Genomic DNA, 12,957 nt, shown 5'->3' on the forward strand with positions numbered 1-12,957 from the left:
AGAGCTTTCTTATCGGCTGTCACCTTATAGGTTACAGGAATATCCTCTGTCGTACCATCTGCATAAGTGACGGTAACTGTAATCGTATGATTTCCAACCGTAGTTGGGTATTGAGTCCCATCTTTTAAAACAGCAGATTGCTTTTTATCAGCAGTGATAGCATTTAACAATTCATCGTTTGTCGGAGTTTGTCCTTTAACCTTGCTAATGGTTTGAGATGTAACCGTGTGTTCAGTCGGACGGAAACCATTTTGTGCTTGTTCACTCTGTTGGTCTCCCTCACCAGCTGTCGCAATCAATTCAATTGCTTGAGGACTTGTATAGACACCGTTTGCGAGAGTAGCACTGCTACCATCAACGGTTAGATTGCCTGATACAACAGTCCACGCATTTCCTTCTTTATGAAGTTTCGCAGTCTGTTTAGATCCATCATTAGCTTCGTAGTTAATAGTAACATCATCTGCATCTTGAGGAAGAGTAAAGACAAGATCACCATTATCTTTTTGACTACCTGTCACTTGAGCTGGTGTCGCATATTTTGCTTTCACCGTCACATCAACTATTTCTTGACTGTTATCTTGATAAGTTACCGTAGCAGAAATCTTCTGACTTTGACCTGCTAGAACAGTAGGCAAGTTTTGAGCAGTAGCAGTTTGTTTGTTATCTGCCGTAACTGCTTGATTGACCTGATTTGCAGTCGGAGCACCGTTTGCTGCCACAATGATATCTGCAACCGTTGGTGCTGTATGAGTAGGAACAATCATACTTCCTGCTCTATCTTCACTCTTAGCAGCTCCACTTCCTGCTGTTGCAACATAAGTAACTTGGTTACTCCCTTTGACAAGATTTGCTGGGATGACTACGGTATTTCCTACTCTACGGAATAATGACCCAGCTGGCAATTCCCAGTTGTTCGCTTTAGAAAGGACAGTATCCTCAACAACCGTATCACTAGTAGGAATATGAAGAGTTAACTGATCCGCATCTGTCGGCAGAGTAAGTACAAAGTCACCATTTTGCTTCACTTCAGCTTGAATTTCGCTTGGTTGAGCCGTCTTAACAACAGCACTTACTTCCTTACTTTCAGAAGAATCACCTAAGGCTTTAACCTTCACAGTACGTCCTGCTTGAGCTGTACCACCCATTAAAGTAGGGTTTCCATTCTTAACCTCAAATCCATCTGGACTGATCCAACCAGAGTTAGTCTTCGAAATCGTTACAGTCTTCTCTTGACCATTAGCTGGAGTATAGGTTACAGATAGACTTGTCGCATCCTGTGGTGCTTCAATCGTAACACTCGTATCATCATTTGGTATCAATACTGGATTATTAAGAAGACCGATAGCCTTATGCGTAGCCGCCACTGAGAAATCAGACAACTCTGTCTTCTGGCTAGCTGAAACAAGAGTACCAGATTTAGCGGTGTTGACTGCCATGACAATATTGTTACCAGTAGTTACTACCGAACCAATGTGAACATTATCAGTTCGGATCCACTCATCCCCACGCTTATCAAAGGTTAGTTTCCGCATGGTGTTTCCTACATCTGTATAGGAAACCTCAGCATGAGTCGCCTTTTCATCCAGCGCAATCTGAATGCTATAGTCGGCTTCTTGAGTGATGACTGGAGAGCTCAATTGCGGTGCTTTTACTCGTACAGTATTGCTATCTGCACTTGTCAAGTCACCTGCTGCACCTGTCGCAACTGCAACCCCCTTCAACTCCGTACCATCTTTCAAATCATCTGCAGAAAGAATGAGTCGGCTACCATCTTGAGAAGGAGTCACAGTCAAACCTTGTGCAACCCAGCTCAAACCATTCTTCGTGATCGAAGTCGTTGTTTCAGCCGCACCATTCGTTGGCGTATAGGTAACGTCTAGTCTCGTTGCACCATCTGGAATGCTAATACCAACACTACCATCTTCATTTGCAGTCGCAACTGGAGTCGTTGGTTTTACAGCAAATCGAATCACTGTCTTAACCGTACGACCACGAAGTTCTGCTGGAACACTATTTCCATTACCAAACGTGCTGATGACTGTTCGGGTAAACTCTCCAACCGTACCTGCACTTGGCTCTCCATCCTCCCAACCATAAGTCATGCCCGCTGGTAAAGCGGTCGCAGTTGACTGCTCAACATAGTTGGCTGCGTTCGTATCAAAAGCTTGGTTTTGCGTATTTGTATACGTATCTGTAGACTTGGATTTCACTCCGTAGATAGTTGGAATCACATACTGCGTCGTTACATCTGAAAAGGCAATGCCATCTACTCCCGCAGCTGGATAGGTAACCTTGATACGTGGAATGTTGCGTCCTGCCGTCACGACAGCTGGATTTCCTTCCCAAGCAAGAGAAGCAGCTCCTTCATCTGTCACAAAGTGAGACAAGCTCTCGTTTGTAATCACTTCGTCAGGAGCTTTTAGAACTGGTTTCGCAGTTGGCTGTGCAAGAGTCTTAATTGTAAGGGTTACTTCTTGTTCCTTGGTATGACCTGGTAAACGAACAAATAGTTTTTCAGTCCGTGTACCTGCTTCACCCTTGGCAATGTTTTGACCAGATTCCCAACGAGCTGCCGTTGCAGAATCAACAGCACTACCATCTGAGAGGGTTAACAATTTAGAAAGGGTAGCTTGGTTGAGATTGCTTAGTTCTGTAATATTACCAGAACCTGCCAAGGTTTGAATCGTTCCTTTAGCAGATACCGTCACTTGCGTACTAGAAACTGGATCACTACTATCTGATTCAACTCGTTGGCTGTCATCGTTTGGCATATAGACAGACTTCACAGTCAGATTCGTTGATGCAGGGATGTCCGCTGTCGGAGTGAGCTCTGCAGTCACTAGCTTGCTATAAGCACCATTCTTAGGAACTTCGACACTACCTAATTGTGTAGTACCATTGTAGAGGTAAAGTGTTGTTCCAGGAGTCGCATTCGTAACGGATACATGAGTTCGCGTGCCTGCTTTTCCTGTCAAGTTGGTTGCAATACTTGGCTTAGCTGGTTTTGTGATGAAGGTTATCTCAGTAGTTTCTTCCGCCAAGTTTTCTGATTTCGGATTGCCACCATTCTCATTTGGATAGTAGACCTTAACCTTATTGGTCTTCTTACCGAGCCAGTCTCCTGAGATATTACCCCATGTTGCTGAACCGTACTCTTTATTTCTAGTTTCATCTGTCTTCCAGAAGTATTCTGTTCTTGTTGGTGCATTCGGAGTCGTTGTGACATAGTTGCTTGCTTGATTGCTATCAAAACTTTGTGTAATGTCGCGTGTGTACTCTGATTTTTTCACTACAGAATGGTAGGTTGGAAGCGCAACTTCAAGTGTTTTTACCGTTGGGTTTTGAGAGTCTCCACTTGGGTAAACCACTTCGATAATGCCACGATTTTGAGCCGATGCTGTGCCAATACCTGGTGCAGTACTTCCTTGCCAACGAACTGTCACTCCAGCTGGTTTTGCAACGGTTTGGTTACCATCCTTGAACTCGATATAATCTTCTGGGTTGGTACCATTTGAGAGGGTACCTTGTTTATTGTTGTAGCTACCTACATTGTTTTTCAACTGTGCTGGTGGATAAACAGGCACCTTCACAGTCACAAAGTAACTTTGGGTGCTAAGAGCACCGTTCTCATCGGTCGCACTGTAGCTGACTTTAACGATACCTTCTTGATCAACATTAGCAGTCGTTGTATCTGGTTTTTTATGCCATGTCACCGTCATATCCGCTGGTTTTGCAACTGTTTGATTGCCATTGACAAACTTGACATAGTTTTCAGGGTTATCCCCATCCAACAAGCGATTGTTCTCTGTGAGGACATTGACAAATTTTGCTTGCCCGGCTTCAGCCTTAGGATAAATGGTAATAGAAACCGTAACTTCTGCTATTTCTTGGTTTTGAGCACCTGCGTCACCCTTTTCAGAGATCGCAACAATGCCAGTATGTGGACCAACAGTCGTAAAGTCAGGGGTATTCTTCCAGCTTGCTACCAGATAGTCAGGCAAGGCTTTTTCGACACTATTTTCTTTATAGGTAATCACTTTTTCTGGATGTGTCGACAAGTCTATCAAAACTTGGCTATCTTTGACTTGTTTGACAGTCTTCGCTTCAAAGTTTTGAGCTATCAAGTTATCTCTGCTATAAACAGCACTTTCTAACACAGAAAGATATTCAGAATTATTTTTCAACTCATTTGAGTCTAATAATTCTTTAATTTTAGCTAACCTTTCTCGGTAAGCACGGACACTGTCTTTAGTTTTTCTATGTTCATCTTTTTGTTGCTCTTCAAGCAGTTTATTATAAGCCTGTTGCAATAGTGACTTCGCTATATGTTTAGTGTCTTGTGTAATATTAAAGTCGAGCCCAGTAATCGGCAATGAGTATTGTAAATACGAAGAATTATAACTCATCCCACCATATCTTTTATTAGCTAGACTTAATCTTACTTTGTATGAAGTTACACCTTTAGGCAATTCAATCAACTTACTCGTAAAGCGTCCTACTGTTCCATTAGGTCTATTGGCATCCAATGCCATCTTACCTTCTATTTCTTCTTTAGTATTGCTTGAAACGTTTATTTTCTCTGTAATTTTTGTTCCATCTTTAGCTGCAATAACTGTCCTTTCCTTATCAGCAATGTTCTTATCCGGTCTAAATGTTGTTGTATAAATTGGATTAGTAGAATTATCAGTATATACTTCCACCTTGTATTCAGCCTTAGAACCTTCAACATCTCCCGTATAACCTGTTTTGAAATCCACTCTTACTTTAGAACCTTCAGCTGAAGAATACACTTTAAAAGTTTTTTCTATTCCATCAAATCCTTTTGCTGTTCTAGCTGTTGTTTTTCCAGATTCATTGTTACCTTTGTAAGGTTGTCCATCATAAGGAACATCCGTATCTCTACTAGCTTTTGTCACCACTTTTGATAATAGCAATGTGTATTCACTATTCCAATCAAGAACTTGTTCTCGAAGCCAAGCATCATTAGTTCTGTTTATATTTATAGTATATGCCGGGAATACACCTTTTGCTGTTTTTCTAGCAATAGCAAATTTTCCAACTTGTCCATCAGTAGTTACAGCTTTCCAACCACCAAACTCATCAAGTTCTCTTACCTCTCCTAGTGCTATACCTTTAGCATCACCTAATTTCTTCATTTGAACGCCGTTGATTTTATTATTGTTTTCAATCACATTCGGCAATGTTTTTAATTTTTCTACTAACTCCTCTACACTCGCATCAGCGCTTGGTGCTATGTAAGTCTGATTTGCTGATGGATCATCCGTTGCAACATCTGCACCTGGAGTGGCACTTATATCACGTCTTTTACGTACTTTTGGCTTGCTGCTTGCTTCTTCTGATCTTGTACCTTCACCTTCAGATTTTGGAGAGCTAGAATCCCCACTCACAGAATCTTCATCCGATTGAGTCTTTGTTGTAGTTTCGCTTCTCTCAGATGAGTTGGCTTCTTCCTCTTTGGTCTCTGGATGACTTTCTTGCTTGCCTTTATCCCCTGCTTCAGTATTGGTTGCAGATCCTTGTTCTTTTGCAGCCGGAGCAGCGTAGGTTAGCTGCTGATCCTCTGATTTTTTCTCTATTTCCGAATCCTTATCAGCTGCCACCTCCTCATTTGACTGTATGGCCTGCGCTTCCGCAGCAGATACCGCTCCACTTCCCATAAAGAGATACAGCGCCGCCACGGCTACCGAGGCCGCTCCAAAACTAACCTTACGAATCGAAAACCGCAAGCGCTTTTCTCTATCTTCATTACCTTTATAAAACATATATCATTTTGCTCCTTTTCCGATAATTATCGGTTAATATATAATGGAAGGGCAAATAAAAAGCCCCCCCCCTAAAATATTTGAGCATACTTTAGGTAGGTTTAACTCATTATACTCTCTTTCTTTTTATAAATCAAACATTATGAACTAAGCTTGATATCATATATCTTATCGTGGAAATATTGACTTCATTTTCTCCTGAAATTTGTTTTTTACCCAGCCTCAACATATATACGGCAAGCTGAAACCAACATTGTTTGACTTGATCGTCAAGCTTTTCACTTCACCACCTGCTAGCTGTTTTAAAAGAAAAAACGCTTGAAAAATCAGCGTTATTCTTCGTATATTATTAAAATATATGATTCTATCAGTTTTTTAGAAATATTTTATAGTTCAAGAACGATAAGCTCGAGAAACAGCTAGAGTTTCAAATTGCACTACTATCATACAAAACTCTTTGGTCCTATTTATTTTTATCACAATTTTGATTTATAGTTCTCCGAATACCTTTTAAATGTGAAAGCATTTCATTGGAACTTTGAAAAATACATACACTGTTTTTATTCGTATGTTAACTTGATAGAATCTTTGTCTTCAAGCATTTTTTTAATGTTAACGACAGGCAATATGAAGTTGGGGAACTCATTCCCCCGAGTAATCATATCAGATACGATAGGCCGAATATAGGACCAAAGAATTGCTAAACCATTCTCTTTAAGAAAAGTTTCAAAATCAATATCAAATTCTGTCTCGTCATATATAAATGAAAATTCTCCAACAATATCTACAATAAGCTCAAAAGCAGAATCATCTGAATCTATATTTCCTTGCTTTGTTATCAAGTTAACATAAGCAAGGTTTTCAGATTTTCTTATTAAAATCTGTGCAGACAATTCAGGATGTAAATTAATAGTACTATTTGTTTGGTCAAAACTAGGATTTCTTCGGTATGATACTTCATTTAAAAAATAATCTTTAAATTGTAAAGAGGACATTAAGCTGCCACCTCACTATTTTCTTTTGTTGTAATTAAGTTTTCAGAATCTATTGGTAAATATGAAAAACATGACTTCTTGTTTTTTATATTATATTTAGGCATTACATTTACTTTAGTTATAGAATTCAAATCATAAAACTCTTTTTGATTATTTAATTGAGAAGTAAAATGGATTTCATCTTTATATTTTTTAAGACTTCCTGATATATTCAAATCATAATCAAATTCATTGTTTACTGAATAAATTTTGTTGGCCTTAATATTTTCAACTAATTCTTGGAACATTGGAGAATCCATCAAAGAAAATTCTTCAGTTCCTAAAAAGTTTGACAATAAACTCATAAAAGCCTCCTTATTTATAAAATGTTTGTCATACAATTTAAATCACGGATACAAATTTCCTCTCCATTCTTTCCGTCAATTACTGGTAAAGATGGAATAGCAGTATATGTTTTGGACTGCACTGCTTCATAATTCTTCCCATGCTGAGACGCTAAATCAAGCAACAGTTCAATAATTAATCCTTGATTTTGGTTAAGAAGAGTAGCTCTATTTTTGGCTCCGCTATCTGCAATATCTGTAATCTCACGTTCAATTTGAATAGATGCCGCTTGTCGATATTCCTCTAATAAGCTTTGGTTTGCTGGGTCATCTAAAATAAAAATCTTATCTATAGATTTTAGGGTGATTTCAGCATGAATTAACTCAGGCCTAACCCCAGGTTTGCTTAGTTCAAATGACTTATACTTTGCGACATAAGCAGAAGCAATCGTTTTACCAGTATCTTTGTCAAAAGGTAGAAAAAAGTAAATACCATTACCCAAGTCGTTCGGATGTCTCTGTTTATGAATACCAGGTTTATATTTCTCATAAGAAAACCCAGCAGATAGAATCTTTTCTTTTATTTTATTGATGGTGCCGTGCCACCCACTATATTGTAGCATAGAACTTCCTGATGAAGCTACTAACTTGATTATACTGTTAAAGCTTAGATAATTCAACTATTACGGGATTTTTTGAAAACATTCTAGCGATTTCCAGAACGGAACTGAGCATTAAGACAATAACTACCTCACCTTATCATACCGAAATTATCGGATTTTATCAGAATTAAAACCCCATAAAATCGGGCTTTTTCCATTCTTCAAGAAAACGCTTTTTTGAAGAATAGGATTGTAATTTCTGGTTCTAATCGTTCAAAATGCGTGTTTTTGCAAAATAGAAATGCAAGCCAGAACCTGCAAAAACATTATCTATTCTAAATAGTCTTTTTCTGTTATGACTCTTAATCTAGTAGAATAATTCTGGAATGTTGAGAATTTAAAGCGTTTAGGATCTTCAAGTTTGTTTCTATCGTTCATTTCTAAAGCACGGTTATAGTCTATAATAGCTTTCACTAACTTATTAATTATAGCTCTATCATTGTCCATTACTTTATAATAATCTTCGATTTTTCGAAGTCGAAAAGTAGTATTTAGCAAATAACTTTCATCTTCTAAAATCAAGGTTTTACCAATATCTAATCCTTCAACATACCCTTCTTTTGCTGAATTTCGAAGCTTATACTTCAACTGATACTTTTTAGGAATATAACTTCTAAATGGAATCAAGAAAGTTAGCCCCTGTATTTTGACAACAGTTACCGCAAATCCCCTTCCTTTATTCATTACTTCCTTCGTCTTAAAGTCATAGTCCATCGCTTGAATAAGGTCGTAATCCTTGCACATTTTTAAATCAATTTGACCTAATTTTAACTTTTTGCTTTTCATTTCTATTCCCTAGATAAAAAGCTCACTAAAAAGTGAGCAACATTTCCAATGAGATACTTCTGTTGACGAGCGCGTCTCTCCGCCCCCTCATTGCCTCACGAAAAGGCTAGACGAATCGAAAGGAGGTGAGTTTTCCTGTTTTCAATTCTACTTATTCTTACACATTTTTTTAATTTTGTCAAACAAAAAAACGCAAGCCTAAGCCTGCGGTGAGTGTAATCTATTTTGAAATTTTTAAATAAAAAAGGAGCATTTAAGCCCCTCCTTTGAAATAACGGACCCTTTGGCTGGTCGGTGTACCCAGCATCTCAGATACCTTTTTGCAAGGTGTGGCAGGAACCTTTCTGCCCTCAAATGTCTTTCGTTAATGTTATTCTAGCACTATCTAATTTTTTGTCAAGTTTTCTCAATCTACCAGACTGAATACGTATTAGCTACACCCTCAACAAATTTATACTCTTCGAAAATCCCTTCAAACCTCCTCAGCTTCCATCTGAAACCTCAAAACAGTGTTTTGAGCAACCTACAGCTAGCTTCCTAGTTTGCTCTTTGATTTTCATTGAGTATTAAAAAACTCTCTTATCTGAAACCATCACAAAAAAACAATTGAAATACTAAGCCTACACAGACTGATTCCAATTGTTTTTTAGATTGTTTAACAATCAATTTTACCATTCTTCATAGTCAAAACCATCATAATCTGGATATTGTTCTGGCGGCGTTCCAACCGAACGTACGAGATAAGCTTCTTCGTCTTCCGCCTCGATTTCTCTCAGCACTTGGCATTCAAAACGCCATTCATCACCGAAGTCGAAAATAAACTTAAATGTTTGTTTGACACTTAGGGTATCCAGATAGACATTTTCTGTGTAACGTTCTTCAACATCATCACTAACAAAGCTAAGAAAGTAAGAATCTGCATGACTCCACGCAACATTATCCACGAAAAATGCATGAGCATGATCATTTGCAAAATCAAAACTCCATAAAATCACATCTGCTAGTTCTACTAACGTTTTTGTTTTTGGAATTTGTATATGTCGGTAGCAACCTTTTTAAAATTTGACGAAAATGACCCAGGCTTCTACAGATGCTGGCTTTTCAGCTTCTATTTCTTGTTTTACTAATTTTAAGTGTACCACAATACCTCCAATAGCTCATCGATAGAATTGCTCTTAGGAAACATTCCCTTTCTGCTATTTTATCATAAGTTTGTCTAACTGTGGCATTTGAAACTAGATAATTCTTCTGTTTCACGCGAAACACCCTGCGCCAGGCAAGGTGTTCTTGTTTTTAAGTTGTATAAATCGTTGAAGCTGTCGCAATGGTATGCCATTGGTTGGCTGTTGTGGCTGCGAAGCCCTTGTCTGCGTAGAAGTCGTTAAATGGCAGGATTTCCACTTCTAGTTCGTCGATGCGGTCAAGCTGGCCAGCCAAATAAGCCTTGATACGGCTTTCTGCTCGTTTGATGCGTTGCAAGAGTCCGCCCATACGGATGTCAACCGTATCCAAACCAAAGACCTTGTTTTCTTTCAGCCATTGGTGGCTAAAGAGGGCATGGAAGTGCTCAATTTGGCTTCTGAGTTCTGGTAATTCTTGCCTTGCGATTTCTTGTAGACTTTCTTTATCGCCCACTTGGTAAGCCTGACGAATGCGTCGTCCCACATCCACTTTGCTACTTAAAATAGCATTCAACTGAGCCTGAGTTTCAAAGAGGTAAGAGTAAGCACCAGCTTTTTCTTTGATTTCAGCAAGGGTCTCAGCTGCCTGAGCAAAGTGTGGTTTGTCCTGTTCAGGTGTCATGTGTCGGTCAAGAATCGGACAGAGGACATCCTGATAAAAGACATAGCGGTTAGGATTGATGCCACTGAGATTGTCCGGCAAGTCTGGCAAGAGGTTGGCAAGGTCAATCTGCATAAAATCTTCAACCGATAGGCCAGTATTGGTCTGGAAGTGTGCAGACAAACGGTCTAGGTCATTGCGATAGCTGAGTTCTGCCCAGATTTGCAAGCTTGGTAGGATAGAAAACTGAGCTGTCTCACCACCATTGTCCCCCCAACCCGTCACGATGACTTCTTTGATGTCATTTTTTTCTTTGATTTCAGCAAGGGTCTCAGCTGCCTGAGCGAAGTGCGGTTTGTCCTGTTCAGGTATCATGTGCTGATCCAGGATAGGACAGAGAACATCCTGATAAAAGACATAGCGGTTGGGATTGATGCCACTGAGATTGTCCGGCAAGTCTGGCAAGAGGTTGGCAAGGTCAATCTGCATAAAATCTTCAACCGATAAACCTGTATTGGTCTGGAAGTGTGCAGACAAACGGTCTAGGTCATTGCGATAGCTGAGTTCTGCCCAGATTTGCAAGCTTGGGAGAATAGAAAACTGGGCAGTTTCACCACCATTGTCTCCCCAACCCGTCACAATGACTTCTCTTATATCATTGGCACGACAGGCTTTATTGGCCTCGATAGCCACTAGACGGCTAAAATGGTTGTGAGGTGTAAATCCAATCCACTTCCAAGCTCCCCCTGCAAATGCAAGGTCATGGCTAATCTTGTGATGGTTGCGGAAATTACGGTTGTATTTTTCCTCGCTATCCTGGTAATAATCCCAGTAAACCAAAGTCACTCGGTCTTTGAGACGGTCTAGGTAGACACGAGTTTCCTCTGGAATTTCCACATCACGGTCGTACTGGCCATCCGCTGACATAAGTTTAAAGAACATATCGCTCCACATCTGGCAGTGGAAACCATACTTGTCTGCAATATCCAGCACGCGCTCCAAGTGTTGACACATTAGGAGACTACGATCCACAACACCGTTCAATATCAAGTAACGTCCCAAGCCAACCAAGTGGGCTTCGTCCATCCCGATATTGACCTTGCGAGTTTGTAGTTTAGATAGAGTAGCAAACATACCATCAATCAGGTCATAAACCTTTTCTTCGCCAATGAGGAGAATGTCCTCTACATCACGGAGTTCCTGCACTTCCTTGACACCCCATTTGACAAAGGCTGACAAGTGGGCCAAGGTCTGAATGCAAGGCACAAAGGTCATGTCAAACTGCTGGGCATAGGCTTCGATTTCCTGCAACTCCTCAGCCGAATAAGCCCCGCGGAAATAGCCAAAGTAAGGCTGCCCTTCAATCTGGTAGGTGTCTTCCATGTAAAGCTCAAAGGTTGAGTAGCCCATGAGAGCTAAGACCTCAATCATCTGCTTGGCAGAAGCCACATTCAGCACTGCATTTCGAGAACAGTCTGCCATATAGACTAAATCTTCATAAGCTGCCTGCTCCTCAATCTCTACTTTATCACCTTCTGCTAGAGCTGTTACCAACAAGGACAAGGCACGATAAAGTTGGTGAGGTTTGCGGTAGGTCAATTGATAGTGGCCACCCTCACCCTTGATAGAGATAGAGGCTTGGTCAGACTGAGTGACAGCCACTTCAACATCTGGTAAAGAAATATGCTTTGTCAGCAAGTCGATTGCCTGAGTTTGTTTGGAACTAAGTCCTGTAAATCTTACCATTGATTTTCCTCCTGTAGCCAGTTGACAAGGGCACCATAGAGATTGGCATCTGCATGATAGGTGCAGGCTTGGATGACGGGTGCGACCGTATATTCTTCGTAGGTATCGACAAAGTCTTCAACAGCTTCCTTGACACCTTGGATAAAATCTGGATTTTGACTGATAGAGCCTCCCAGACTGATGACATCTGGATCGATCAGATACTGGATATTAAGCAAACCTTGCGCCAGATTACGGTTCATGCGCTCAATGGCTTCTTGGCAAAGAGCATTCCCAGCTGCAGCTTCTTGGTAAATCTTGCGGCCGTCCCAGTCAGTCTGACCAGATTTTTCAATCACGTAGCGTACCATATTCCCAGTTGATGCTAGTTGCGACCAGTTGTTGAGCTTTTCAGCAGGGGCAAGGGTTGTCATGTAGCCAAATTCTCCACCCAGACCGTGGCGACCTCGATGAAGTCTACCATTGATAATCATGGCTCCGCCAATCCCTGTCCCAATCACGACACAGGCTGCATTTTCAAGCTCTGGATGAGCTAGTAGTTCACTGACTCCAACGCAGTTGGCATCATTTTCTAAATGGACAGGTAGCTGATAAGAGCTAAGCGCCTCATACCAAGAAAAGCCGTGAATGTAGGGCACCGCACTGAAGCCATCAATCACACCTGTCTCTTGATTGACCGCGCCTGGAACGCTCATAGCAATCCCGCTATAATCCTGCTCTGACAAGCGCTGGTCTAGCCAAGCTAGTAAATCCTCCAAACTTTCAGGCGTTGGAATGCTTGTCTTATCCAATATTTTCCCATCAGGAGTCAGACTGGCAAACTTAATCCCAGTCCCTCCGATATCAATCGTTGCAATGGTCATTGTTTTTACCATAAAAA

At 40.4% G+C, this 12,957-nt stretch carries 8 protein-coding genes; all 8 read right to left on the reverse strand.

Translation table 11 applies throughout. The features are described from left to right. On the reverse strand, nt 1–5,783 hold a 5,783-nt coding region (locus HT701_RS03580), incomplete at its 3' end, for a YSIRK-type signal peptide-containing protein (RefSeq protein WP_172931226.1). A 560-nt stretch (nt 5,784–6,343) separates the two neighbouring features. Continuing rightward, nucleotides 6,344–6,778 carry a protein-export chaperone SecB gene (locus HT701_RS03585; protein ID WP_023937337.1) on the reverse strand — a complete coding sequence of 145 codons (435 nt, stop codon included), beginning with the start codon at nt 6,776–6,778 and terminating at the stop codon, nt 6,344–6,346. Further along, the gene (locus tag HT701_RS03590) at nt 6,778–7,122 is read right to left on the reverse strand and encodes a hypothetical protein (protein WP_000055346.1); all 345 of its coding nucleotides are present in this window, start codon (nt 7,120–7,122) and stop codon (nt 6,778–6,780) included. Before HT701_RS03590 ends, HT701_RS03585 begins: the two co-directional genes overlap by 1 nt. Nucleotides 7,123–7,136: 14 nt before the next feature. Beyond that, nucleotides 7,137–7,724 carry a hypothetical protein gene (locus HT701_RS03595; protein WP_172931227.1) on the reverse strand — a complete coding sequence of 196 codons (588 nt, stop codon included), beginning with the start codon at nt 7,722–7,724 and terminating at the stop codon, nt 7,137–7,139. 309 nt (nt 7,725–8,033) lie between these two features. Continuing rightward, nucleotides 8,034–8,549 carry a hypothetical protein gene (locus HT701_RS03600; RefSeq protein ID WP_138699756.1) on the reverse strand — a complete coding sequence of 172 codons (516 nt, stop codon included), beginning with the start codon at nt 8,547–8,549 and terminating at the stop codon, nt 8,034–8,036. Between the two features lie 668 nt (nt 8,550–9,217). After that, nucleotides 9,218–9,544: a hypothetical protein gene (locus tag HT701_RS03605; protein ID WP_049541360.1), complete on the reverse strand. Its 327-nt coding sequence runs from the start codon at nt 9,542–9,544 to the stop codon at nt 9,218–9,220. Nucleotides 9,545–9,842: 298 nt separating this feature from the next. Then, a complete protein-coding gene (locus tag HT701_RS03610) occupies nt 9,843–12,077 on the reverse strand; it encodes a hypothetical protein (protein WP_172931228.1) in 2,235 nt (744 codons plus the stop codon). After that, on the reverse strand, nt 12,071–12,940 hold the full coding sequence (locus HT701_RS03615; protein WP_172931233.1) for an ROK family protein: 870 nt from the start codon (nt 12,938–12,940) through the stop codon (nt 12,071–12,073). Before HT701_RS03615 ends, HT701_RS03610 begins: the two co-directional genes overlap by 7 nt. Nucleotides 12,941–12,957: the final 17 nt, after the last annotated feature.

The organism is Streptococcus sp. 10824 (genome assembly GCF_013276595.1).
Taxonomy (GTDB): domain Bacteria; phylum Bacillota; class Bacilli; order Lactobacillales; family Streptococcaceae; genus Streptococcus; species Streptococcus pseudopneumoniae.

Bases quoted from the DNA above. Each gene is read 5' to 3' on its own strand.
- HT701_RS03600 (WP_138699756.1), bottom strand. From the start codon at position 8,549: ATGAAAAGCAAAAAGTTAAAATTAGGTCAAATTGATTTAAAAATGTGC.
- HT701_RS03615 (WP_172931233.1), bottom strand. From the start codon at position 12,940: ATGACCATTGCAACGATTGATATCGGAGGGACTGGGATTAAGTTTGCC.
- HT701_RS03590 (WP_000055346.1), bottom strand. From the start codon at position 7,122: ATGAGTTTATTGTCAAACTTTTTAGGAACTGAAGAATTTTCTTTGATG.
- HT701_RS03585 (WP_023937337.1), bottom strand. From the start codon at position 6,778: ATGTCCTCTTTACAATTTAAAGATTATTTTTTAAATGAAGTATCATAC.
- HT701_RS03610 (WP_172931228.1), bottom strand. From the start codon at position 12,077: ATGGTAAGATTTACAGGACTTAGTTCCAAACAAACTCAGGCAATCGAC.
- HT701_RS03595 (WP_172931227.1), bottom strand. From the start codon at position 7,724: ATGCTACAATATAGTGGGTGGCACGGCACCATCAATAAAATAAAAGAA.